Source organism: Staphylococcus sp. FW104-15G4D, assembly GCF_058790135.1.
Window position 1 is genome coordinate 1,070,985 of sequence record NZ_JBYTCH010000001.1, and the last position, 26,330, is coordinate 1,097,314.

The window sequence follows — 26,330 nt, forward strand, 5'->3', positions numbered from 1 at the left end:
TGACACTCCTTTTAATGCATATTATTATTCAAGTTAATTCTACAATATTATGAAATTAAGTTATAGATTTTTAATGTAATCTTTAATGAAGTGTAATGCTTCTGTTATGTTTTCAGGTTGTGTGCCGCCACCTTGAGCCATATCCGGACGACCACCGCCTTTACCACCTACGATAGGTGCCATGTTTTTTATAATGTCTCCTGCTTTAACTTGATCTGTAAGTGATTTAGGAACAGTAGCTATTATGGAAACTTTACCATCAACATTACTTGCTAACACAATAATCATGTCTTGTAACTTAGATTTAAAATCATCCATCGTTGAGCGTATCGCTTTAGCGTTTGGAACTTCAACTTCAGTTGCTAATACTTTCAAGTCATTGATAACTTCAACTTGGTCTTCAACATTTCCCATTTTAAGAGAGGTGATTTCTTTGTTACGTTGTTCTAATTGTTTAAGTAATGATTTTTCTTCTTCTTGTAACTGAGTTACTTTACCAACTACTTGTTCATCTGATTTGACTTTAACATGATTTTTAATGGTATTAAATTTAGACTGAATATCTTCGAGATAAAGGAAAGCAGATTTTCCTGTTAACGCTTCAATACGTCTAACTCCTGCACCAGTACCAGATTCACTTACAATTTTAAATAAACCAATTTCTGCAGTATTACTTACATGAATACCACCACATAATTCGATAGAAAATGGAGCCATATTTACTACTCGAACAATATCACCATATTTTTCACCGAAGAGAGCCATTGCCCCCATAGATTTGGCTTCATCTATACCCATTTCTTGAATACGAACATCAATGCCTCTCCATATTTCTTCATTCACTCTTCGTTCAACTTGATCTAATTCTTCTTGCGTCATTGGGCCGAAGTGCGAGAAGTCAAAACGTAACCGATCTGCTTCTACTAATGAACCTGCTTGGTTTACGTGATCACCTAATACTTCTTTTAAAGCAGCATGTAATAAATGCGTAGCACTATGATTCTTTTGAATTGCACGACGGTCTTCTTTATTAACGCTAGCATCCACTTCTGCTCCAACTGTAGCTTGTCCATATTGCACAATACCTTTGTGTAGATTCTGACCATTTGGTGCTTTCGTCACTTCAGATACTGCAATTTCAAATTTATCATTTCCAATTGTACCTTCGTCTGCTACTTGGCCACCACTGACAGCATAAAATGGCGTAGCTTTTAGTGTGAAATAAACAGTCTCTCCAGCTTCCACTGACTCGACTTCTTCACCATTGTATATTAAATGCGTGATTATAGATTGGTAATCAGTTGTTTCATATCCAACAAATGTACTATCATCAGTAATATTTTTTAGCACTTCACTTTGTATTTGCATAGATTGAGAGCTTTGACGTGCTTGTCTAGCACGGTCTCTTTGCTGTTGCATTTCATTTTCAAAAGTAGTCATATCAACTGATAAACCTTCTTGAGTTGCTAATTCTTCGGTTAATTCTACAGGGAAACCATAAGTATCATACAGTTTAAATGCATCTTCCCCTTTAATTTCATGATTGTCTTTTTTAGCTTTTTCAATTAACTGATTTAGAATTGATAAGCCTTCCTCGAGTGTCTCATGGAATCGTTCTTCTTCTGACTTAATCACTCGTTTAATAAAATCGGCTTTTTCTTTAACATTTGGATAATATGGTTCCATAATTTCAGCAACAATATCCACAAGTTTATACATAAATGGTTCATTAATACCTAGTGATTGACTAAATCTAACTGCACGACGTAATAAACGACGTAGGACATATCCACGCCCTTCATTTGCAGGTAATGCACCATCAGCAATAGCAAACGCAATGGTTCTAATATGATCTGCAATAACTTTAAATGCTACGTCTTGCTCTTCAACTTCTAAATATTTCTTTCCTGAAACATTTTCAACTTCATTTATAATAGGCATAAATAAATCTGTTTCATAATTTGTTCTGACATTTTGTGAGATTGAAGCCATACGCTCTAATCCCATGCCAGTATCAATATTTTTATTAGGAAGTGGTGTATACGTATTGTCTTTATTATGATTAAATTCACTAAATACTAAATTCCATACTTCTAAATATCTTTCATTTTCTCCGCCAGGATACATTTCTTCGGCAGGATCATTCTGACCATATTCGTCACCACGATCATAGAAAATTTCTGTATTAGGTCCCGATGGCCCTTCGCCAATATCCCAAAAGTTACCTTCGATTCGAATAATACGAGTTTCATCTAAACCAATATCTTCATTCCAAATTTGATAAGCACCCGTATCTTCTGGATGAATTGTTACATATAATTTTTCTGGTTCCATACCCATCCATTTCTCACTAGTTAAGAATTCCCAAGCGAATTCAATTGCTTCTTGTTTAAAATAATCTCCAATTGAGAAATTTCCAAGCATTTCAAAAAATGTATGATGTCTCGCTGTAAAGCCAACATTTTCAATATCATTAGTACGAATGGCTTTTTGTGAGTTTACAATTCTTGGCTTTCTTGGCGTCTCGCGACCATCAAAGTATTTTTTTAGTGTTGCTACACCTGAGTTAATCCATAGTAATGAATCATCATCAATAGGTACAAGTGGTGCAGAAGGTTCAATCATATGACCTTTTTCAACGAAGAAATCTAAATATTTTTGTCTAATTTCACTAGCTTTTAAATTTTTCATCTATAGAACACTCCCTTGGGAAATAAGTATTTAATAAAGAAATACGAATTTTAACTTAATGATAATCACACGAAAAATAAAAAACGTTCATCCACAAAGGGACGAACGTTATCGCGGTACCACCCTAGTTATAAGAAAAATAATAGTAGCTATAAAAGAAACTATTTATAACTTAATTAAATTTCTTACCACTTAAAATCACGTATTCTCTATGACATAAAGTAGCGTTCAGTAACATTGATTGCACTTTACACCAGCCAGTACATCTCTAAAATCAACAAGTTACTTACTCATCTTTATGTGAACTTAAGTTTATTTTATTTATTTTAATGACGAATGTCAATGCTCGGCAAAATCGTAAGGCGTCATTTCTCCCATATTAATCATAGGATCAATCTTAAATATAGTGGTTTCACTAAGAACAATGTCATTTTGTGGTGCGTCAGTTGTTGCGTTCTCTTCATCAGTTTGTGTAGTATCATGTTTTTCAGTGCTATTTACAGATGAATGACCTGAACTACCTATAACTTCTTGCTCATCACCAAAATAAGATTTTAATAAGTGATTCAACTGAGTTAAACGTTCTTGGCCTTTTGTCTTCAGTCCTATATCAAATGCTTGGGGATCCCCAAGTAAAACAAGTGATTGCTTAGCACGGGTCAGACCCGTATAAAGGATAGGTCTTTGTAACATACGAAAGTATTGTTTAACTATAGGCATAATAACAATTGGAAATTCTGACCCTTGAGATTTATGAATAGATGTACAATAAGCATGAGTAAGTTCAAGTAAGTCTTGTCGAGTAAAGGTAATTTCATTTCCTTCAAAATCTACTACTATTACATCTTTATTAAGAGCATTTTCTTTAGCCCAAAATATGCCTACAATTACACCAATATCACCATTAAATATATTGTCATTAGGTCTATTGACCAACTGAAGTACTTTATCTCCTTTACGAAATACAACATCTCCGAATTCAATTTCACGACTATCTTTTTCCTTTGGATTTAAAATAGATTGTAATACTTGATTGAGACGTTTTATTCCTGCATTACCTTTATACATAGGAGCAAGGACTTGAATATCACTCATATTATACCCTTTACTCACTGCACTTTTAACAACTTTATCTACTACATCAGGTATTTGGTCTGAAGTACAGTTAATGAAACTGCGATCGTGAAAACGTTGAGTTATATCTATGGGTTCGCCTACTTTCATACGATGTGCTAAATCAACAATACTTGAGCCATCCTGTTGGCGATACACTTCCGTAAGATTAACACGCGGAATTCTTTTAGAATCAATGAGGTCTTTAAACACTTGACCCGGTCCAACTGAAGGGAGTTGGTCTTCATCTCCTACAAATACAATTTGAGCATCTAATGGAACAGCACTTAAAAATTGATGAAATAACCATGTATCTACCATAGACATTTCATCTATAATGATAAGCCGTGCATTAATTTCATTATCTAAAATATCTTCAGGTTGTGTTTCTTGATTCCAACCTATTAAACGGTGAATTGTCATTGCTTCTAATCCAGTAGATTCCTGAAGTCTTTTAGATGCGCGTCCAGTTGGTGCAGCAAGTACAACTGGATAATCATCCTCGTTGTAATCATCATAATCTAATGATAATCCATGTATTTCTGCATAAAGCTCTACGATGCCTTTAATGACAGTAGTTTTACCAGTACCGGGACCACCAGTAAGAAGCATCACTTTTGAATTGATTGCCGTCTCTAAAGCTTCTTTCTGTGAAGTTGCATAATTTACTTGATTTAGTGACTCAATTTCACCAATATGCATTTGTAAATCTGATTGTTCGATTTCTTTTAACTTTTTATTATTAGTTTGAATACGATAAAGATTTTGAACACTCTTTAATTCCGAATAATACAAACTTGGAATTGAAACTTGTTCTTCGCTTTGAATCAATTTTTTCTCTTCAGAGAGTTGCTCAATCTTTTGCTCTAGCATTTTAGTAGAAATTACAACTTCAGAGCTATCGTTAAGCATAGTTTGCGTTGATTCAATCACATATGAATTAGGCAAATATGTATGTCCTTGTTTGATACATTCTTCTTCAAGTGTATAAAGCAATCCTGCTTTCAAACGCTCTTCAGAATCTGCTGCAATACCAATGTTTCGCGCTAATTGATCAGCTTTATTAAAACCTATTCCTTTAATATCATAAACGAGTTGATAAGGATTTTCGTCTAGTATTTTCAATGTATCTCCCATATAAAACTGATAAATTGCCATTGAAAGTTTAGGACCAAATCCTAAATCATGTAACCGAATCATTATTTTTTCTGATTCTTGATTCGAACTTATTTGTTCTGCAATCTGCTTTTGCTTTTTCTTAGGTAAACTAGGGACTTTTTCTAACACTTCAGGATTATTTAATATATCATTGATTGCATTCTCGCCTAATGCATTAACAATATTTTGAGCAGTTTTCTTTCCTATTCCTTTAAATAAATCACTAGATAAATAACTAATAATTGCATCTTTGGTTTGTGGAAGTTCCTTTTCAAAAGTTTCAGCTTTTAATTGTTTACCATAACGTGGGTGGTCGACAATTTGCCCTTTAAACGTATAGACGTCTCCTTCAACTACATTTGGAAGAAACCCTACAACAGTTGGCATGCTATCAAAGGACTCATTCGTTTCAATCGTGTCTACTTTAAGAACTGTATAGAAATTATCATTATTTTGAAATAATATAGCATCTACAGTACCTTTGATCATTGATTTATCAAAAAGTGTAGGGTCAGACATGTTACTCCTCCTCTTTCATCGTCTTAAACGTTTTTAAAGCGTGTTGACTTAATAAATGCTGTTCATCAATAGAAACTGCTTGTTCAAAATAAGCAATAGCTTCATCAACATCTTCTTTTTTCATATAGCTTGCTAGGCCGAGATTATATATAGCATCTACATGTTTAGGGTCAATTTTTAATACGTGATTTAACTGATTAATGGCTTGTTCAAACATTTCGAGCTGGCATAAGACAAGTCCATATTGAAATTGAATCTCAACATCATCGTTATCGTCTTTTTCAGCTGCAGTCATCAAGAATGGTAATGCTTCTTTAAAAGCTTCTAATTGGTTAAATGACATTCCAATCATATAATTACAATCTACAGTAGCTACATTGTTTTTTAATGCCTTTTGATATAATTTAATTGCTTCTTTAAAGCGACCTTGATTATAGTAAACATTCGCTAAATTATAATATACAGCACCATTAGACGGATCAATAGTAATCGCTTTTTGGAAGAAACGCTCGGCTTTTTCTATTTCTCCTGCATCAGATAACACAATTCCTGCATTAATGTAGTTTTCAACTGCATTAGGATTTTCTTCAATATTTTCGAAAAGCGCTTTTAAAGCATCTTCGAACTTACCATCTTTAATATATTGATAAATCTGATTCTGTTCATGCATCATTCGTACCTCGTTTCTAAATAATTATAACATGTTAAAAAAATAAAAACCGTTAACCCAAAGATAGTCATCTTATGAATTAACGGTATTCAAGTTCACGGTTTAAACTACGTAACTAAGTTGACCTTCATTTTTGTATACATCATCTATAGTAGCTCCACCTAAGCAGACTTCTTCATTGTAAAAGACAACCGCTTGTCCAGGAGTAATTGCGCGTACAGGTTGGTCGAAAGTTACACGAATTGAAGATTCATCCTCTTTTTTAACGAATACTTTTGTATCTTTCTGACGATAACGGAATTTCGCAGTACATTCGAAACCATGCTCTAAGTCAATTTCATTTTCATTAACAAATGAGAAATCTGAAGCGATTAAGTAATCACTATATAAAGCATCATGATGGAAGCCTTGCTCAACATATAATAAATTGTCATCTAAGTTTTTACCTACAACAAACCATGGATCTCCATCTCCACCTATTCCTAAGCCATGACGTTGTCCAATTGTATAATACATTAAACCGCTATGTTGTCCCATTTTTTTACCATCTAATGTTACCATGTCACCTGATTGTGCTGGTAAATATTGCGATAAAAATTCCTTGAAGTTTCTTTCACCAATGAAACAGATTCCTGTAGAATCTTTTTTTTTGGCTGTAGCTAAATCTTGTTCTTCTGCGATTCGTCTAACTTCACTTTTTTCAATGTCACCAATTGGGAACATAACTTTAGAAAGTTGTTCTTGTGATAGTTGGTTTAAAAAGTAAGTTTGATCTTTATTATTATCTACACCGCGTAACATTTCTACATGCCCATCCTCGTGTCGACGTATACGAGCATAATGTCCAGTTGCGACATAGTCAGCACCTAATTTCAAAGCATGCTCTAAGAATGCTTTGAATTTAATTTCTTTATTACACATTACATCAGGATTTGGTGTGCGTCCTTTTTTATATTCATCTAAAAAGTAAGTAAATACTTTGTCCCAATATTCTTCTTCAAAGTTAACTGCGTAATATGGTATACCAATTTGGTTACATACTGCAATGACATCATTGTAATCTTCTGTGGCGGTACATACACCATTTTCATCAGTGTCATCCCAGTTCTTCATAAAAATACCTATAACGTCATAACCTTGCTCTTTTAATAGGTGTGCAGTTACTGAACTATCAACACCTCCAGACATACCAACGACTACGCGTATATCTTTATTTGACACTATGATTCCTCCTTAAATTTATGATAAATTTTATGAATTTCGGCTACTATATATTTAATTTGTTGTTCGTTCATTTGTTCATTAAAGCTAAATCTAACAGAATGTTTTGCACGTTCTTCATCTTCAAACATTGCTGCTAAAACATGTGACGGTGTTGTAGAACCTGCTGTGCAAGCTGACCCAGATGATACGTATACATTAGAGAGGTCTAGTAGAGTTAACATTGTTTCAACATCAATAAATGGGAAATAAAGATTTAAAATATGACCTGTTGAGTCTGTCATAGAACCATTAAGTTCGAACGGAATCGCACGTTCTTGCAAACTAACTAAGAATAATTCTTTTAAATTCATTAAATGAACATTATTTGCGTCACGATGTTGAACTGCTAATTCCAAAGCTTTAGTAAGTCCAACTATTTGAGGAACATTCTCTGTACCAGCTCGACGTTTCGTTTCTTGTTCCCCACCTAGCTGATTAAATTCAAGCGGAGTATGGTCCTTTACTAAGAGTATACCAGCTCCTTTAGGGCCCCCAAATTTATGTCCAGTTACACTCATTGTATCAATTTTGAAATCATGAAAGTCAATTTCTAAATGACCAATAGCTTGTACAGCGTCAACATGGAATAACGCATTAGTTTCAGCAATAATGTCCTCAATGTCATACATATTTTGAACAGTACCAACTTCATTATTAACAAACATAATTGATACAAGAATTGTTTTATCTGTGATTGTTTCACGTAATTGATCTAAATCAACCGCTCCAGTATCATCTACATCTAAATATGTTACGTCATAGCCTTCTCGTTCAAGTTGCTCAAATACATGTAAAACGGAATGATGTTCAATTTTAGAAGTAATAATATGATTTCCTAATTGTTCATTCGCTTTTACTAATCCTTTGATTGCAGTATTATTAGATTCCGTAGCACCACTTGTAAATATCACTTCATGAGGTTTTGCACCTAATAGTTGTGCAACTTTTCGGCGTGATTGATCTAAATATTTACGTGCATCTCTACCTATTGAGTGAATAGAAGATGGATTACCATAATGTTCTTTATAGATTTCCATCATTGCATCAACGACTTCTGTTTTTACTGGTGTGGTCGCGGCATAATCTGCATAAACTTCCATGTGTGGACACTCCTCGTCATGTTATCAATGTTCCTATAATAGCACCAATACTTGCTTTTTTCTACCTTTCTGTTTATGGAAAGAATTTTTATTTCTATAATATTTTAACATCTTAAATAGTAATTTTTCGATGATTAATCTTTAATGAAACTCATTTTCCAAAAAGATGAAACCTTTCTATGCATGAGCATATAAATGTTGCATTCAATATTCAGTTGTTATACTTCAACTATTAAATTGTCATGAAAGGAAGCTATAAAATGAAAGATATTAAATTATCAGCATTAAATCTTGTACCTATTAGAGAAGGTCAAGACGATAAAGACGCTATTAATGACATGGTTAAATTAGCTCAAGGTTTAGATGAATTAGGTTACGAACGTTATTGGATAGCTGAACATCACAACGCTCCAAATTTAGTTAGTTCTGCTACGGCATTACTTATTCAACATACTTTAGAACATACGGAAAGAATTAAAGTAGGTTCAGGTGGAATTATGTTACCTAATCACGCACCACTTATAGTGGCCGAACAATTTGGCACGATGGAAACACTTTTCCCACATCGCGTTGATTTAGGTTTAGGTCGCGCGCCTGGTACAGATATGATGACTGCTAGTGCATTAAGACGTGACCAACATAATGGTGTATACCAATTTCCTGAAGAAGTCGAACAACTAGAGAAATACTTCGGACCGGGGAATCAACAAGCATATGTAAGAGCTTACCCTGCTGTAGGTAAAAATGTTCCTCTATATATACTAGGCTCTTCTACTGATTCTGCTCATGTGGCTGCTAGAAGAGGATTGCCATATGTATTTGCCGGACATTTTGCGCCTCAACAAATGAAAGAAGCTATTCAAATATATAAAGAGTTATTTGAACCTTCTGATGTGTTAAGCGAACCTTATGTCATTGTATGTTTAAATGTGATTGTTTCAGATACAGATACGCATGCAGAATATTTAGCAAGCACAATGGCTCAAGTAATGGTGAGTATTACAAGAGGCAGAATGCAACCTGTTCAACCACCAACTGATGATTTAAAAGGATTACTTACTCCGAGAGAATATGAACTAGCTAAACAACGTTTCAGTGGCTCTTTAATTGGCTCAGAGGATTCTGTTAAGCGTCAACTTGAAGGCTTTATAAAGGAATATGGAGAAATTGATGAGCTAATGGCAATAAGTTACATTTATGACCAAGATAAACAACTTGAATCTTATCAAAGATTACAAAAAGTAATTCAGTCATAATATAAAATAAAGGGAGGGCGTCTGCCCTCCCTTTATAACTGTATGGTTAAGACTTATTTGTCGTCTTTGTCTTTTTTGTCGTCGTCTCCGCCACCAGTGTATTCGTTAATTTTATCTTTTGCTTTGTTAACTTGTTCGTTATCGCTATCCTTGAATTTTTCTGCTGCTTCTTTTGCTTTATCCATGAAACTCATAAATAATAGCTCCTTTCGAATTTGAAAAATTATTTTTTGCTTATTAATAAGGTCACTTGCTTTATCTTTGACATTTACAACGAATTCATTCGTTTCGCCATAAGCACTATTTTACGGACCTTCACTTTCAAGTTCTTGGTTGATGGTAGCATTTCCAATTGACTATTTGACGTTAGCTTAAGTTTATTTAAACTTAATTTCGTCTGCCATACTTACTACCTCTTCGATGTATTAATTGTTATACCACTTGAAAATGAGGATAAACATTATTAATTAAATTTTTCTATAAAAATTTAGGATTTATGCGATTAATGAGTATATTTCTAACTTAAATAGATTACTAAAATGTTAAATATAGAACATATAGCCATCTAAATCTTCATTGGTTTCTTTATAATCAGCAAGATATTTTAAAGTTGTGTTATCTAACACATCTCGAACTGAATCTCTCATTCTCAACCATAATTGTTTCTGTGCAGGTGGTTCAGATTCAATACTTTCTACAAACGTAATCGGACCTTCAAGTAAGCGAATAATATCGCCTGCTGTGATTTCATCAGCTGGTACTCTAAGTTGATAACCACCTTTAGCACCACGCACACTTCGAATTAATCCAGCATTTCTTAAAGGGCCGACTAATTGTTCAAGATATAAATCACTTAGTTTATTTTCTTCAGCAATAGACTTTAAAGATACACAACCTTGACCTTCTCTTTTAGCAAGAGAAATCATCAATGTTAATCCGTATCTCCCTTTTGTTGATATTTTCATTGTATAACCTCACTTAATTCGAATTATATATTCCCATTCTATCATTTTTTACGTTAAGATAATATTAGAAAGGTGTGACAAATGTGAGTACAGAACCTCTAGCGTCTCGAATGAGGCCTATGAATATAGATGAGATTATATCACAACAGCATCTCGTTGGTCCTAAAGGTATTATTAGAAGAATGGTTGAGACTAAACGACTTTCTTCCATGATATTTTATGGACCTCCAGGTATTGGTAAAACGAGTATTGCCAAAGCCATTTCTGGAAGTACGCAGTTTAAATTTAGACAATTAAATGCTGTAACAAATACTAAAAAGGATATGCAAATGGTTGTTGAAGAAGCCAAAATGTCTGGCCAAGTCATCTTGCTACTTGATGAGATACACCGTTTGGATAAAGCAAAGCAAGACTTTCTTTTGCCTCATTTAGAAAATGGCAAAATTGTCTTGATAGGAGCCACTACGTCAAATCCATATCATGCGATTAACCCAGCTATCCGTTCTAGAGCTCAAATTTTTGAACTTTATCCTTTAGATGACCATGATGTAAGAATTGCACTTGATCGTGCAATTGAGGATAGTGATAGAGGTCTTAAAAGTTATCATCCTATTGTAGACGAAGATGCTATGGAGTACTTTTCCACTCAAAGCCAAGGTGATGTAAGAAGTGCTCTAAATGCTTTAGAGTTAGCAGTTCTCAGTGCAGAAGTAGTTGAAAACCAACGTCACATTACATTAGATGATGCTAAAGATTGTTTACAAAAAGGTGCTTTTGTGAGCGATAAAGATGGCGATATGCACTATGATGTAATGAGTGCTTTTCAGAAATCAATTCGAGGTAGTGACGTTAATGCAGCATTACATTATTTAGCACGACTTATTGAAGCTGGCGACTTACCTACCATTGTAAGGCGTTTATTAGTCATTAGTTACGAAGATGTTGGCCTAGCTTCACCATCTGCGGGGCAACGAACATTAGCGGCAATTCAGTCAGCTGAACGTCTTGGATTTCCTGAAGCTAGAATTCCACTTAGCCAAGCTGTGATAGAACTGTGTTTATCACCTAAATCTAATTCAGGAATCACAGCTATAGATAGTGCTTTGAGTGATATCAGAAAAGGTTTAGTAGGACAAATACCAGACTATTTAAAAGATGGTCATTACTCTGGCGCTAAAGACTTAGGAAGAGCAATTGGCTATAAATATCCTCACAATTATGAAAATGGTCACGTCGTGCAACAATATTTACCAGACAAACTTAAAAATAGAATTTACTATGAACCTAAAACAACGTCTAAGAGTGAGCAACAATTTAAAGATGTTTATGAAAATTTATTAAACAAAAAATAAAAGTTAGCTATATTCCAATAATAAGATAGTTGAATAGTAGTTATATGCAACTTCTGTTCAATCTATCCTATGGAATATAAGCTAACTTTTTTGAGGTTACTGACCTTTATCTTTAATACGTCTAACTGGAATATCTTTTAAAATATCATTAATAACATAGCTTGCACATATGAGTCCTACCACACTTGGTACAAAGGCGTTAGATGAAGGTGGCATTTGACCTTTACGATTAATCGCATTTTTATCGCCAACAGTTTCTTTTACATCCTCACGAATCACAATTGGACTTTCATCAGAGAATACGACTTTGACTCCTTTTCTAATGCCTTGTCTTTTTAATCTATTTCTAATCACCTTGGCCATTGGATCTGTATGCGTTTTAGAAATATCTGCAATTTCAAAACGTGTAGGATCCGTTTTATTTGCTGCACCCATACTTGAAATCATATCAATTCCACGCTCTAGACATTCTTTCATAAGGTGTACTTTATAAATAATGGTATCACTCGCATCAATAAAGTAGTCTATATGATAATTATTAAAAATTTGTTCATATGTTTCTTCTGTATAAAACATATGAAGCGACGTTACTTTACAATCTGGATTAATCAATTTAATTCGCTCTTCCATAAGCGTGACCTTACTTTGACCTATCGTAGATGTTAATGCATGAATTTGTCTATTAACGTTTGTAATATCAACATCATCTTTGTCAATAAGTATAATATGACCAATATTTGTTCTAGCAAGTGCTTCTGCAGCGAAAGATCCGACTCCTCCGATACCAAGAACTGCTACAGTTTTATTTTTTAATAAATCTAAGCCTTCTTGACCAATTGCCAATTCATTTCTGGAAAATTGATGTTTCATTCTGTACTCCTTTATCAAACTAAACCTTAATTAGCTTTTCATTTATGTATGTATATTCATCATTGTAAAAATTCACATAAAAATACGCAAGACCGAAGTCTTGCGTATCGATAGAGTCCGTAGGTGCCGTAGTTGTAAATAGCTTGATCATTCGGCCTGCTATATACAGGTGGGTGCCCTGTTTCTCGTTTTGCAAGTCCTCCTATAGAGGCGTGTGCGCTGCGAGAAAACCTATTGGGCTCCCTGATCAAAGAGTGTTAGGCCCAAATAAAAAGCAAACTTACGTACACCACAGATGACTATCTTATGAAATAATCTTACCACAAATTCGAATTTAAAGAAATTTTTAAACTCAAAGTATCAACTTTTTTATGTCTAAATTTTTAACTTTAGTAAGCGGTATTGAGTTTTCATCTAGGTCCACATTGCTCGTGGGATTTCTTTTTGAAATTCTTTATGTTGGGGCCCCTTTGTCCCGACTTGCATTGCCCGTGGGATTTCTTATCGAAATCCTTTGTGTCGGGAGCCTAACCCCAACTTGCATTGCTCGTAGAATTTCTTTTTGAAATTCTCTATGTTGAGGCCCCTAGTGTCTGATTCGTAGTGAGAGTTCTTCTAGTTGTTTGTCTGATACTTCTCCTGGTGCGTCTGTTAATAGGCATGTTGCTGATGCTGTTTTAGGGAATGCGATTGTATCTCTTAGGTTTGTTCTGTTAGTGAGTAACATCACTAGTCTGTCTAATCCTAATGCTATACCGCCGTGTGGTGGTGCACCGTATTTAAATGCATCAAGTAAGAAGCCGAATTGTTCTTTTGCTTGTTCAGTAGAGAACCCTAAAACTTCGAACATTTTTTGTTGTAATTCACCATCATGTATTCTTATTGATCCCCCACCAAGCTCATAACCATTTAATACGATATCGTATGCGTTTGCTTGAACATTTTCAGGTTCAGAATCTAGTTTAGAAATATCTTCTTGTTTAGGAGATGTGAATGGATGATGTGCAGCAACATAACGTTTAGCATCTTCATCATATTCAAGTAATGGCCAATCAGTTACCCATAAGAAGTTTAATTTAGACTCGTCGATTAATCCTAATTCTTTGGCCAATTTAATACGTAATGCTCCTAAACTTTGAGCAACCACACTAGGTTTATCGGCTACAAACATAACTAAATCACCAGGTTTAGCTCCAGTCAATGTTTTTAATGTTTCTACATTAGCATCTTCAAAGAATCTAGCGATTGGGCCACTTAAGCCATCTTCGACTACTTTAACCCAAGCTAATCCTTTAGCACCGTAAATATTTACAAATTCAGTTAATGAATCCATATCTTTACGTGTATATTGATCCGCAGCACCTTCAGCAACAATTGCTTTAATTTCGCCTTCATTTTCAACAGTATCTTTAAAGACTTTGAAATCCATGTCTTTACCTAATTGAGATACATTAATGAGTTCCATATCAAAGCGTGTATCAGGTTTATCTGAACCATATCGGTCCATAGCTTCAGCGTATGTCATACGTGGGAACGGTCCCTCTACATCGATACCTTTAACATCTTTAACAACTTTACGTAACATCTCTTCGCCCATTGAAATAACGTCTTCTTGATCAACAAAACTCATTTCAATATCTACTTGCGTAAACTCAGGTTGACGGTCTGCACGTAAATCTTCATCACGGAAACACTTAACGATTTGATAATATTTATCAAAACCACTTATCATTAATAATTGTTTAAACAGCTGAGGTGATTGAGGTAAAGCGTAAAATTCACCTTCATGAACACGTGAAGGTACTAAATAGTCACGAGCACCTTCTGGTGTAGATTTAGTTAATACTGGCGTTTCTATATCGAAGAAGCCATTATCATCTAAATATTGACGAATTGAACGTGTTGTTTGATGTCTCATTTTGAAAGTTTGAGCTAATTCTTGTCTACGTAAATCTAAATATCTATATTTTAAGCGGATGTTCTCGTCTACATTGACGTTTTCTTCGTTAATTGCAAACGGAGGCGTTTCTGACTTATTAATAATCTCTATATTTGAAACTTGAACTTCTACTTGACCTGTTTTAATTTTAGGATTAATTGTTTCTGGGTCACGTTTAGTAACAACACCTTGTACTTCTACAACATACTCAGAACGTACTGTTTCAGCTACTTTTAAGGCCTCTTCTGAAAAGTCCGGATTGAAAACGATTTGAACAATACCTTCACGATCTCTTAAATCTACGAAAATTAATCCTCCGAGATCACGGCGATTGTGTACCCATCCTTTTAAAGTTACCTTTTCATCTAATAAATCTTCTGTGACTAAACCACAATATGTTGTTCTCTTACTCAAAGTTATACTCCCTTTCTACTTTTTAAAATAATTAATTAACTGATCAAGTTGTATATTTTCTGACTCGCCTGTAGTCATATTTTTAATTGCAATGGAATTATTCTCAAGTTCTTGATCGCCAATGACAATTGTATATTTTGCATTTAATCTATCGGCTTGTTTCATTTGTCCTTTAATTTTTCTATTGAGATAATCTTTATCAGCTTTCACACCATTTTTTCGTAAGTCATTTAAAAGCTTCACTGCATAACGATCAGCTTCCTCACCCATCGTTACGATAAATAAATCAAAGTTTTCTTCAATATCTAACTCAATACCTTCTTCTTCTAGTGCAAGTAAGAGTCTTTCAATACTTAAAGCAAATCCAATACCAGTTTCACTTGGTCCATCTAATAACTGTAGTAAACCATTATAACGACCGCCACCGCATAATGTAGTGATAGCTCCATCATAGTTTGGATTATCCATCATAAGTTCAAATGCTGTGTGAGTATAATAATCCAGGCCTCTTACTAGATTTGGGTCTTCTACGTAAGGAATATTTAAGTCATCTAAATGATGTTTTACTTGTTCATAGTATGCTTTAGAATCGTCATTAAGATAATCTGTTATACGAGGTGCGGTTTTGATTGCTTCTTTGTCTCTGTCAATTTTACAATCTAAAATACGCATCGGATTTGTGTGCAAACGAGATTGGCAGTCTGAACAAAACGTATCAATAACAGGTTCAAAATGATTAACAAGCGCTTCGTTATATTCTTTTCGTGATTCACTATCACCGATACTATTAATAACGAGTTTAAGATGTTTTAAACCAAAAGATTCGTAAATGTGCATTACCATAGCTAAAACTTCAGCATCTATACTCGGATTTTCAGCACCAATCGCCTCTACACCAAATTGATTAAATTGACGATAACGTCCTTTTTGTTTACGTTCATATCTGAACATAGGACCGTTATAATATAATTTAACAGGTTGATTAGGATTACCTTGCATTTTATGTTCTATATAAGAACGAACAACCGCTGCAGTACCTTCAGGTCGTAAAGTTAAACTACGATCTCCTTTGTCTTTAAAGGTATACATCTCTTTTTGAACTACATCGGTAGAATCGCCAACACCTCTTGCGAATAGTTCAGTACTTTCAAATATAGGTGTGCGAATTTCTTTATAATTATATAATTCCATGAGTTCATCTAATTTATTCTCAATGTGGCGCCATTTGATTGAATCTTCAGGTAAGATATCTTGCGTGCCTCTTGGAATCTTTATCATATCATTGTCTCCTTTGTCGTTAGTTTCAGAATAGGTCATAGTGACGACTAAGGTGATGATTATCCCCAATTAAGAAAATAAAAAGTCCCTTGTATAGTTTAAAACTATACAAGGGACGTAATAACCGTGTTGCCACCCTAATTGATCAGTCTCTTAATAAGAGCTTGACCCACTCAATACGCTTAACGTGCGTAAGCCGACATTAGTTTCCTAAAGTACCTCTTCTTGTGTTCAAGAATTAAACTACTCAGTACAATCTTACAGCCTAGGATTGTATTTCTACGCAATACTTTGCTACCTTTTTCGTTTAATCTTCCAAGAATAATAATGGTTTTATTTATAAAGTTCATTAATTATGATAACGAGTTTTATTTTAATTTGCAAGTTCTATGATGAGAAATATTGTTTAAGACCATCAACTACTGCTTGCTCTACGACATGACGATGTAGTTGGTCTTTAATCATATTTTCATCGGTTGGATTACTAATATATCCGAGTTCTAACAATACAGCTGGCACATCAGTTTGTCGGAGTACTTGATAATTCTGTTGTCGCGCACCTCTATTAGTAAGCAAGGCTTTTTTCTGGATATTAGAATTTAATGTTTGAGCTAGCGATTCTTGATTATCTTGTAACCAATAAACGGTTGCACCGTTAGCATTAGAGGAATCTAAAGAGTCATTATGTATACTGATAAATGCGTCGCCTTTAATATTTCTATCATCTAAAGACACATATTTATCTGTGGTGCGAGTCATTTTGACTTTGGCACCTTCTTTTTCAAGTAATTTTTTAAGTTCTTTAGCAGTTTTCAAAGTGTAATTCTTTTCTAAACTTTTAGAGGGGGTGTTACTTGATGCACCCTGGTCACTACCACCATGACCAGGATCAAGTACAATTGTTTTACCTTTAAGAGGATTAGAAGCTTTAGAGTTGTCAGCATGTATATTTAAGTTAGTATGCCAACCGGCAACCCAGCCTTTTTCTGTTCCAGCCCGATTTTGGACTTCTATCCATTTACCTTGTTTATCTACTTTCTTAAAGCTATCACCTTTTTCAATTTTGTAAATGATAGGATAGGCTGCATTAGGACCTGTTCTTAATTCAGCATTTTCAGTGATTGTAATTTGACCAGTATCCTCATCACCTTGATTGAGAAACATAAATAACAAGATAATAAATAGAATGAATGCTATGACTACTACAAGTGTAAGCCAATTTTTTAGGCCATGTCGTGTTAACCAAGCATCTATTTTGTTCATAGAATTTTTCCATCCTGTGATTCATAGATTATAGTAACAGGACCATCGTTGTTAATTTCAACATTCATGTGTGTACCAAATTCGCCTGTTTTAACAGTTAAACCGTATGATTCTAATTCCTCATTAAATCTTTCATAAAGTTGTTTCGCTTCTTCAGGGCTTTTTGAATTTGAAAATCCAGGACGATTACCTTTTTTAACATCTGCATAAAGTGTGAATTGAGATACAGATAAGATTTGTCCATTAACTTGTTGTATATTAAGGTTTAATTTGTCATTTTCATCTTCAAATAATCGAGCGTTAGCAATTTTTTTGGCAACGATTTTGATATCTTCTTCAGTAGAATCTTTGCCTACACCTACTAGTAAACAAAATCCTCTCTCGATTTCATTATCGATAGAATCATTTATTACTCTCGCATGTTTAACTCTTTGTACAATTATCTTCATTTCTTTTGCACCTCTAGTTCCAAACTCTCGATACTGTATATACGTCACCTAGTTGTTTTATCTTTTCAACGACGCGATAAACATCGTTAACATTTTTCACCATCACGCTAATATTTATCACAGCATTTTTGTCTACATCAGAACGACCTGAAACTTTAATTAAACTACCTGCTGTCGAATTAACAGCTTGTAGCACTTCATTAAGTAAACCATTTCTATCGTATGCTGTCACTTCTAAATCAACTTGATAACGTTGAGTTGAATCTTTAGATTTAACCCACTCTACAGAAATCAACCGGTCTGTCTCGTTTTTTATATTTGGACAATCTGTACGGTGAACTTTTATACCGTGACCTTTGGTGATATATCCTACAATATCATCACCAGGTATAGGATTACAACATTTTGACAGTTTGATAAGGACGTTTTCTAATCCTTCAACATAAACACCACTGTCAGTAATAATATCTTCTTTAATAGGAACTGATTTTGTAACTTCTTGGGCTTCATTTAAAGCTTTCTGTTTATCTAATATGCGTTGTTTTTCAGTTAGTTTATTAACAATTTGTACGGAAGTTACGCCACCAAATCCTACAGCCGCAAATAAATCCTCGTCGTTTGCAAAATGATACTTATCATTTACAACCTCTAAATTCTTTTCGGTTAAAACATCTTCAACACGAAATCCCTGTTCCTTAATTTCTGCTTCAACCATAAATTTACCTTTTTCAATATTTGAGGAGCGGTCTTGTTTTTTAAAGAAACTTTTAATTTTACTTTTCGCACTTGAAGATTTTACGATTTTCAACCAATCACGACTCGGTCCATATGAGTGTTTACTGGTACGTATTTCAATGATATCACCTGTTTGTAGTACATAATCAATAGGTACAATTTTGCCATTTACTTTTGCACCGATCATTTTATTACCTACTTCACTATGTATGGCATAAGCGAAATCAATAGGCACTGCTCCATATGGCAATTCAATAACGTCACTCGCAGGTGTAAACGCATAAACTTTGTCGCTTTGTAAATCGTATTTTAAAGACTCCATAAATTCTTGAGCATCAGTGGAGGTATGATCTGTTTCAGCTAGTTCTTTTAACCAATTAAGTTTGTTTTGGAAATCTTGAGTTTTCTCATTAACCGTTTTTCCCTCTTTATAAGCCCAGTGAGCCGCTACACCGTGTTCGGCAATTTCATGCATTTCATATGTTCTAATTTGTATCTCGAGTGGATCACCATTAGGACCTACAACTGTAGTATGAAGAGATTGATACATATTTTGTTTTGGCATAGCTATATAATCTTTAAACCTACCCGGCATAGGTTTCCATAATGTATGAACAAGACCTAAAATGGCGTAACAATCATTAATTGAATTAACAATGATACGTATTGCTAATAAATCAAAAATTTGATCAAATTGTTTTTTCTGTTTCATCATTTTACGGTAAATACTATAAATATGTTTAGGTCTACCATTAATCTCACCAGAAAGGTTCATTTTTTCCATTTCTGCTTCAATTTTGTTTATCGCATTATCTATATATGCTTCACGTTCACTACGTTTTTTCTTCATTAGATTTACAATACGGAAGTATTGGACGCTATCAATATATCTTAATGCTGTATCTTCTAATTCCCATTTGATTGTGTTAATACCTAAACGATGCGCAAGTGGAGCATATATCTCCAAAGTTTCCTTTGAAATTCTGACTTGTTTCTCTCTAGGCATTGCTTTCAATGTTCTCATATTATGCAGACGGTCTGCTAACTTTACTAAAATAACTCGAACATCTTTAGCGATGGCTATAAATAGTTTTCTATGGTTTTCAGCTTGTTGCTCTTCTTTAGAGCGATATTTAACTTTTTTAAGTTTTGTTACACCATCTACAATACGAGCAACCTCTTCATTGAACATATCTTTAACATCTTCAAATGTATAAGGCGTGTCTTCTATGACATCATGTAGAAAGCCGGCTACGATTGTAGGCCCATCGAGTCTCATCTCAGTTAATATACCTGCAACTTGAATAGGATGCATGATATAAGGTAAGCCATTTTTTCTAAACTGACCCTGATGGGCTTCATAAGCGATATGATAACTCTTAAGTACATATTCATATTCACTTGCCGATAAATATGATTTAGCTTTATGAAGAACCTCATCCGCACTATATGGATATTCGTTGTTCAAATTATGACACCCCACTCAAATTTATTACTATTACATACCTTAGTATTTAAACGCTAAATAAACGAGTTAATTTATTTGCTTTTATAGGTTTTTGATTTTGAAAATTAAAATATAATATATTTGTAAAATTCTGATTATATAAAATCTATGCCCTTATCTATACAATAAGTAATACTTACTTCCACTTTACTATAACTTTTACCCTAACTTAAATAAGGTAGTTCACTTTAATTTAAATAATAGTTCTATGATACTACAATTTTTTAAATAAATAAACGTGGGTAGACTTTAAAGCTTACAATCTATTTATTAAATTTCGCTAAAATAAGGTTACTTTTGCAAATATAAAAAAGCTATATCCTGTATTAAAATTTAAATAATACAAGATATAGCTTTGAACATAACTTTAGTTATTCATCATATGAAATAAGACTCATGACATCATAATCTTTTATCTTTTCAATACCATGTAGATATTTTAATTCGATAATAAATGCAATACCTACAACGATGCCACCTAATTTCTCTACAAGTTTAATTGCCGCTTCAATTGTACCACCCGTAGCGAGTAAATCGTCTGTAATCAACACACGTTGACCTGGTTTAATCGCATCTTTGTGCATAGTTAAAATGTTTGTACCGTACTCTAAACTATATTCGTAACGAATAACCTCTCTAGGTAATTTACCTTCTTTACGCACAGGAGCAAATCCAATCCCCATAGAGTATGCCACTGGACAACCAATAATAAATCCTCTAGCTTCTGGCCCTACTACAACATCAACATCTCTTTCTCTCGCATACTCCACGATTTGATCAGTCGCGTATCCATATGCTTTACCATTATCCATAATTGTAGTTATATCTTTAAAACTTACTCCCGGTTTTGGCCAATCTTGAACTTCTGAGACATATTGTTTTAAATCCATTAAATTTCCTCCTAAATTTTAACTCAATTGAGACTTTATCCATTTTTTAATATTTGAAAAGTCATCGTACAGTAATCTTTTTTCTACTTCTATTCGAGATTGTCTTAATTGGTAAAGACGACTCGTCTCGATATCTTTTTTACTAGAGTGTGAATTTATTTTAATAAGACCATCCTCGTTGTAAATAAAATCAAGCTCACTAAAAACTTTAAGCATAAACTTTAATATTTCTGGCTTAACTTTTAAAAACTCACACAACATCATACCCTCTTTAGCTAAATTTGTTTCTTGTTTGTTAATTAAAGCTTTAAAACATTCTTTAAACAATGCTTTGCTTGGCATACCTTCAAAATAAATTGATTGATCATGTTGTAAAACAAGATAAAGCTGGGAAAATTGTAATTGTTTAAGCGTTTCTTCAATTTCATTCATTGTTGTAGGTAAATCTCTGAGAACTACTTTATCATATTGTGATTCTATAGTTTCACCATAATAATAATGATGCTCATTGGTTTTATCCTTTTTAGGATGAATCACATATGCTGTATTAGAATTATTTTCAGTGAATTGAAGATGCTTACGTTTGCTTCGATAATCTAAGATTTGTATTGTTTCTGTAGCAATATCTTGAATAATTAATTGGGGTGATTGATTTCCATTCCATTCATTGATTTGAAGGTTACCTATTAAATTAAGTGGTTGCCCCATTTCGATTTCTTTAGCAAGATGTCCATAACTCCAGTAAAGTGCCGCTAATTGATTCTCCCCAAGTGCCACTTTTAAATGTTTACCTTCCTGGCCAATAGCTTTAATCGATTTAACATTTAAATCATTAACTTCAAATGTAGGACTATTAAAGTCTGTACCAAATGGACGCAATTTTTGTATATCTTGAATATTTTTAACAGTAATTTCACTTTCATTGAGCAGTACATCTACATGTTTACGTGGTGCTAAAGATGTTGATTCTGAAAGTTGCTTCATCCATTCGTTAAGACCTTTTCGTAGTTCATCAATATTTTCTATATCCATAGTCATACCAGCAGCCATATGATGACCACCAAATTTAGTAATTAAATCCTGATGAGCATTTAAAATTTCAAACATTGACACCTGGTCTATCGAGCGTGCAGAGCCTTTAGCATGATTTTGCTCTAAATCAATATTCAAGATTAGAGTTGGCAGAGCATAAGTTTCAACAATCTTAGATGCTACAATACCGAGTACTCCTTCATGCCAATTCTCTTTAGCTAATAATAAAAATAAATTTCCTTGTTGAACTTGTTCCTCAGCTAATGAAAGCGCCTCTTCAGTAATTTCTGCTACAATATCTTTTCTTTCTTGATTGAAATGCTCCACTTGTTCAGCTAAAAATTCTGCTTCCTCAAACTCATCTACCATTAATAATTCAGCAGCTAGTGATGCATCTTCTAATCTACCTACCGCATTGAGTCGAGGTCCAATGATAAACCCAATTGTTTCTTCGTTGATTTGATCATTATAACCTGCTTGTTTCAATATAGCATTGATAGAAACAGGTGTCTGATCATTTAATATTTTCAATCCTCTTTTAACTATTGAACGATTTTCATCTGTTAAAGACACTAAATCTGCAATCGTTCCTATAGCTGCTAATGCTATAAATTGCTGAGGGGGATGACTTAATAAAGCTTGCGATAGCTTATATGCCACACCAGCACCACAAAGATATTTGAACGGATAGTCAAAATCCGGGTGCATTGGATGTACAATGGCTAATGCCTCTGGTAAAGTACGTCCAATCTCATGATGATCTGTCACAATGACATCCACACCGAGGTCTTGAACCATTTTAATTTCATCATGCCCTTGTATTCCATTATCCACTGTAATGATTAGTGAGATCCCCTCATCATATGCATTACGAAAGGCATGTTCATTAGGTCCATAACCTTCAGAAAACCGATTAGGAATATACCATCCTACTTGAGCACCCAATTGCTGTAATGTATTAACAAGAATAGTTGTTGAAGTGACACCATCAGCATCATAATCGCCATAGACTAAAATACGTTCATTTTTATCAATAGCTAAATTTATGCGATCAATTGCTTTTTGCATATCACTTAATAACCAAGGGTCATGGTCAAGTACTTTATCTTCTAATACATCTAAAATATTATTTTCTTGAACTAGATTCTTGCTTTCCAAAACTTTTTTTACAATAGGTGAAAGCTTAAGTTTCTTAGCAAGATCATCTGTTATGTATTCAGTTGGCTGGGCTAAATCCCAATGATATCTTGATTTAATCATAACAATCGTCCTCATTTCCAAAAGTCATTATACCGAACTTTATTTAAAATAAAAAGTACAACCCGTTGAGGATTAAATAATTTCAACAAAAAACTGTCAATTAAGCATTAAATACTTAATTGACAGTTAACTAATAGATTAAACTAAGATTTTTTCATCATTTGATTTTTTCTCTTTATAAACCGTTAATTTACTGTTTGGAGATTTCTTCAATTGACGTTTTTTCATGATACCCCAAAGCGGTACGGCGATAAATACAGAAGAGAATACTCCTGAGATTAAACCAATTAATAACGCTAATGAGAAGTTAAATATAGTTGGTGCACCAAAAATGAGTATAGCAACAACTACAACTACAACGGTTAAGACCGTATTAATTGAACGTGTCATTGTTTGTCTAATTGATCTATTAACAATATCGTCAATTTGCTCAGGTGACGTAACCACCTTAACCTTATGCAAGTTTTCTCGAACACGGTCGAAAGTAACAATTGTATCATTAATAGAATAACCTACAATTGTTAATACAGCTGCGATAAATGTTAAGTCAACTTCTAATCTAAATAAACTAAATACTGCTACGATTATGAATACGTCATGTAATAACGCAAGTACTGCAGATAAGCCCATTCGCCATTCAAATCGAAGTGATACATAAATAATAATACCTATTGAAGCTAGGATTAACGCTGTCATAGCATTTTTAGCGAGTTCTTGACCGATTAATGGTGATACTGAGTTAATTTGTGGTGTATCACCAAACTCTGATTTCATCTTATCACTTAGCTTGTTATCTTCTGCCCTTGTTAAATTTTTCTTGAATTGTACAGTAGCATTTTTATGACCGCTGCCATTAATTTGAACTTGGTCTGGCGATAAGCCGACATCTTTAACAGCTTTTTCGACTTTACCTTGAGTGAGTGATTGATTTGTCTCAATATCTGCTCTTGTACCAGAAGAGAAATCAATACCTAAATTAAGTTTAAAAATTGATAAAATAACTAAACCAACTATGACGATTAAAATACTTAACGCGATAAGCGGTTTTGCTAACTTAACGAAATTCCACTTTTCAAATGATGTTTTAAGGTCATGAACATCTTTACCTTCATTAATGTCATGGCGATCTTTTTTCTTAACTCCAAATAACCAATATTTTTTCTTAAAGAAGTTAGATGATACTAATAATGATAATAGTCCACGTGACAAGAAGACAGCTGTAACGAATATCATTAGAATACCTAATAGTAACATCGTCGCGAAACCTTTAACTGAGCTCTCACCGAAGAAGAACAGAACAGCTGCAGCAATAACAGTTGTTAAGTTTGAGTCAAAGATCGTTAGGAATGAACTTTTGTTTGCTTTAGAATATGCCTGCTTGAGCGTTCGACCTATTCTTAGTTCGTCTTTAATCCGCTCATACATAATAATGTTAGCATCAACAGCCATACCTACACCAAGCACAAGTGCGGCAAGTCCCGGTAAAGTTAACACACCAGAAATAAAGTTAAATGCAACTAATGTTAGGTAAATGTAAGTAGTCAATGCAATAATTGCTACTAAACCTGGTAATCTGTAGAAGCCAAGCATAAATAGATAAATTATTCCTACACCTATAAATGAAGCGAATATTGTTTTATCTAGAGCATCTTGACCAAATTGTGCGCCAACTGAATTAGAATAAATTTCTTTAAGATCTACAGGTAACGAACCGGCATTTAGTAATTCAGCGATTTGTTTAGCTTCTTTAACACCTTTTTTACCATTGAAACCACCGGAAATTTCGACGCTATCTGAATTAATTGGCTGATCTACGTTTGCGGCAGAAACATATTTAGGGTCTTTACCTTCTTGTTGCTTCTTAGCCTCTTTCTTGTAACTATCACCCTTTTTATAGTCCATCCAGACAACCATAACATTGTCACGTTTTTTTGAAATCTTTTCAGTAACCTTTTTGAATTTTTCTTTGCTTTTAACCTTAAATGTTACTGTTGGTTGATTAGTTTCTTGTTTAAATTCTTGTTTGGCTGAACCTTGTTTGATATCTGAACCAGACATTAAAACATGGTCTTGAGCGTCCCTAATTGTTAAATTCGCTTGCGTAGATAACAATTTACGTGCTTGAGCTTGGTCCTTAATACCAGCTAATTGAACACGTATACGGTTAGGATCTTCAATTTGAATTTTAGGTTCTGAAACACCTAGAACATTAACTCGGTTTTCGAGTGTTCTTGATGTTGCTTGAAGTGCTTTCTTGTCTATCTTTTCTCCTTTATCTAAAGGATTAACTTGATAAAGTACTTCGAAACCACCTTGTAAATCAAGTCCTAAATTAACATTTTTAACTACATTCTTATATGTAAGTCCCATTCCTGTAAAAAGAAGAGCCACAAGTAGTATGAATGCAATTAATCTACTAGTTTTCTTCACATGAACACCTCATTATTTACTTATGTATTTAGCATACTCGATGATTATTTTATCATGCAAGTTAAAATGATATTACGTTCACTTTAACGACCTATCTATATTAACATACTACACTCAATAGTGAAATTATTGGCTTAATTTAAAACTTTTAAACAAATTTAACATAATGATTTGTA

The 26,330-nt window shown here is 33.8% G+C and carries 18 protein-coding genes and 1 other RNA gene; 2 read left to right on the forward strand and 17 right to left on the reverse strand.

Annotation, left to right across the window (positions count from 1 at the left end; translation table 11 throughout):
* Positions 1-60 precede the first annotated feature (60 nt).
* From alaS to AC3WQX_RS05265, 5 genes are all read right to left on the reverse strand, one after another.
* Positions 61-2,691, reverse strand: coding sequence for an alanine--tRNA ligase (gene alaS / locus AC3WQX_RS05245; RefSeq protein ID WP_023350161.1), 2,631 nt, complete (start codon positions 2,689-2,691; stop codon positions 61-63).
* 339 nt (positions 2,692-3,030) lie between these two features.
* Positions 3,031-5,481, reverse strand: coding sequence for an SF1B family DNA helicase RecD2 (recD2, locus tag AC3WQX_RS05250; protein WP_023350160.1), 2,451 nt, complete (start codon positions 5,479-5,481; stop codon positions 3,031-3,033).
* Between the two features lies 1 nt (position 5,482).
* Positions 5,483-6,151, reverse strand: coding sequence for a tetratricopeptide repeat protein (locus AC3WQX_RS05255; protein WP_002470021.1), 669 nt, complete (start codon positions 6,149-6,151; stop codon positions 5,483-5,485).
* A 102-nt stretch (positions 6,152-6,253) separates the two neighbouring features.
* A complete protein-coding gene (gene mnmA / locus AC3WQX_RS05260) occupies positions 6,254-7,372 on the reverse strand; it encodes a tRNA 2-thiouridine(34) synthase MnmA (protein WP_002436098.1) in 1,119 nt (372 codons plus the stop codon).
* Positions 7,372-8,514, reverse strand: coding sequence for a cysteine desulfurase family protein (locus AC3WQX_RS05265; protein ID WP_002436113.1), 1,143 nt, complete (start codon positions 8,512-8,514; stop codon positions 7,372-7,374). Before AC3WQX_RS05265 ends, mnmA begins: the two co-directional genes overlap by 1 nt.
* 260 nt (positions 8,515-8,774) lie before the next feature.
* On the opposite strand from AC3WQX_RS05265, the gene AC3WQX_RS05270 reads away from it, so the two are divergent.
* Positions 8,775-9,770, forward strand: a complete 996-nt coding sequence (locus AC3WQX_RS05270; protein ID WP_023350159.1) for an LLM class flavin-dependent oxidoreductase — start codon at positions 8,775-8,777, stop codon at positions 9,768-9,770.
* A 53-nt stretch (positions 9,771-9,823) separates the two neighbouring features.
* Here the strand turns inward: AC3WQX_RS05270 and AC3WQX_RS05275 are convergent, their stop codons facing one another.
* Entirely contained in the window at positions 9,824-9,964 is a 141-nt protein-coding gene (locus AC3WQX_RS05275; RefSeq protein WP_002436115.1) for an SAS049 family protein, read from the reverse strand.
* A 348-nt stretch (positions 9,965-10,312) separates the two neighbouring features.
* Positions 10,313-10,735, reverse strand: a complete 423-nt coding sequence (gene cymR / locus AC3WQX_RS05280; protein ID WP_002436108.1) for a cysteine metabolism transcriptional regulator CymR — start codon at positions 10,733-10,735, stop codon at positions 10,313-10,315.
* A gap of 83 nt (positions 10,736-10,818) precedes the next feature.
* Here cymR and AC3WQX_RS05285 point away from each other — a divergent pair, with 83 nt between their 5' ends.
* The gene (locus AC3WQX_RS05285; protein ID WP_030064671.1) at positions 10,819-12,087 is read left to right on the forward strand and encodes a replication-associated recombination protein A; all 1,269 of its coding nucleotides are present in this window, start codon (positions 10,819-10,821) and stop codon (positions 12,085-12,087) included.
* A 96-nt stretch (positions 12,088-12,183) separates the two neighbouring features.
* Here the strand turns inward: AC3WQX_RS05285 and AC3WQX_RS05290 are convergent, their stop codons facing one another.
* The 10 genes from AC3WQX_RS05290 to secDF form a co-directional block, all read right to left on the reverse strand.
* Positions 12,184-12,957 (reverse strand): tRNA threonylcarbamoyladenosine dehydratase, encoded by a 774-nt coding sequence (locus AC3WQX_RS05290; RefSeq protein WP_002435982.1) that lies wholly within the window; start codon positions 12,955-12,957, stop codon positions 12,184-12,186.
* 110 nt (positions 12,958-13,067) lie between these two features.
* Positions 13,068-13,258, reverse strand: a non-coding RNA gene (ssrS, locus tag AC3WQX_RS05295) — 6S RNA.
* Between the two features lie 285 nt (positions 13,259-13,543).
* The gene (gene aspS, locus AC3WQX_RS05300; protein ID WP_002436088.1) at positions 13,544-15,310 is read right to left on the reverse strand and encodes an aspartate--tRNA ligase; all 1,767 of its coding nucleotides are present in this window, start codon (positions 15,308-15,310) and stop codon (positions 13,544-13,546) included.
* 15 nt (positions 15,311-15,325) lie between these two features.
* Positions 15,326-16,588 (reverse strand): histidine--tRNA ligase, encoded by a 1,263-nt coding sequence (gene hisS / locus AC3WQX_RS05305; RefSeq protein ID WP_023350155.1) that lies wholly within the window; start codon positions 16,586-16,588, stop codon positions 15,326-15,328.
* Positions 16,589-16,975: 387 nt separating this feature from the next.
* Entirely contained in the window at positions 16,976-17,851 is an 876-nt protein-coding gene (locus AC3WQX_RS05310) for an N-acetylmuramoyl-L-alanine amidase family protein (RefSeq protein WP_002436126.1), read from the reverse strand.
* Positions 17,848-18,300, reverse strand: coding sequence for a D-aminoacyl-tRNA deacylase (dtd, locus tag AC3WQX_RS05315; protein WP_030064674.1), 453 nt, complete (start codon positions 18,298-18,300; stop codon positions 17,848-17,850). Before dtd ends, AC3WQX_RS05310 begins: the two co-directional genes overlap by 4 nt.
* 13 nt (positions 18,301-18,313) lie before the next feature.
* The gene (locus AC3WQX_RS05320; protein ID WP_002436070.1) at positions 18,314-20,503 is read right to left on the reverse strand and encodes a RelA/SpoT family protein; all 2,190 of its coding nucleotides are present in this window, start codon (positions 20,501-20,503) and stop codon (positions 18,314-18,316) included.
* 410 nt (positions 20,504-20,913) lie between these two features.
* Entirely contained in the window at positions 20,914-21,432 is a 519-nt protein-coding gene (locus AC3WQX_RS05325; RefSeq protein ID WP_002453394.1) for an adenine phosphoribosyltransferase, read from the reverse strand.
* Between the two features lie 18 nt (positions 21,433-21,450).
* Complete coding sequence (gene recJ / locus AC3WQX_RS05330; protein ID WP_023350152.1) at positions 21,451-23,724, reverse strand: single-stranded-DNA-specific exonuclease RecJ; 2,274 nt, start codon at positions 23,722-23,724, stop codon at positions 21,451-21,453.
* Between the two features lie 138 nt (positions 23,725-23,862).
* Positions 23,863-26,154, reverse strand: a complete 2,292-nt coding sequence (gene secDF, locus AC3WQX_RS05335) for a protein translocase subunit SecDF (RefSeq protein ID WP_023350151.1) — start codon at positions 26,152-26,154, stop codon at positions 23,863-23,865.
* Positions 26,155-26,330: the final 176 nt, after the last annotated feature.

What these genes read in the sequence shown, in the direction of transcription:
- hisS (WP_023350155.1), bottom strand. Translation starts at nt 16,588, where the DNA reads ATGATAAAGATTCCAAGAGGCACGCAAGATATCTTACCTGAAGATTCA.
- AC3WQX_RS05275 (WP_002436115.1), bottom strand. Translation starts at nt 9,964, where the DNA reads ATGAGTTTCATGGATAAAGCAAAAGAAGCAGCAGAAAAATTCAAGGAT.
- alaS (WP_023350161.1), bottom strand. Translation starts at nt 2,691, where the DNA reads ATGAAAAATTTAAAAGCTAGTGAAATTAGACAAAAATATTTAGATTTC.
- AC3WQX_RS05325 (WP_002453394.1), bottom strand. Translation starts at nt 21,432, where the DNA reads ATGGATTTAAAACAATATGTCTCAGAAGTTCAAGATTGGCCAAAACCG.
- cymR (WP_002436108.1), bottom strand. Translation starts at nt 10,735, where the DNA reads ATGAAAATATCAACAAAAGGGAGATACGGATTAACATTGATGATTTCT.
- AC3WQX_RS05270 (WP_023350159.1), top strand. Translation starts at nt 8,775, where the DNA reads ATGAAAGATATTAAATTATCAGCATTAAATCTTGTACCTATTAGAGAA.
- AC3WQX_RS05310 (WP_002436126.1), bottom strand. Translation starts at nt 17,851, where the DNA reads ATGAACAAAATAGATGCTTGGTTAACACGACATGGCCTAAAAAATTGG.
- AC3WQX_RS05265 (WP_002436113.1), bottom strand. Translation starts at nt 8,514, where the DNA reads ATGGAAGTTTATGCAGATTATGCCGCGACCACACCAGTAAAAACAGAA.
- recJ (WP_023350152.1), bottom strand. Translation starts at nt 23,724, where the DNA reads ATGATTAAATCAAGATATCATTGGGATTTAGCCCAGCCAACTGAATAC.
- AC3WQX_RS05290 (WP_002435982.1), bottom strand. Translation starts at nt 12,957, where the DNA reads ATGAAACATCAATTTTCCAGAAATGAATTGGCAATTGGTCAAGAAGGC.
- AC3WQX_RS05255 (WP_002470021.1), bottom strand. Translation starts at nt 6,151, where the DNA reads ATGCATGAACAGAATCAGATTTATCAATATATTAAAGATGGTAAGTTC.
- recD2 (WP_023350160.1), bottom strand. Translation starts at nt 5,481, where the DNA reads ATGTCTGACCCTACACTTTTTGATAAATCAATGATCAAAGGTACTGTA.
- dtd (WP_030064674.1), bottom strand. Translation starts at nt 18,300, where the DNA reads ATGAAGATAATTGTACAAAGAGTTAAACATGCGAGAGTAATAAATGAT.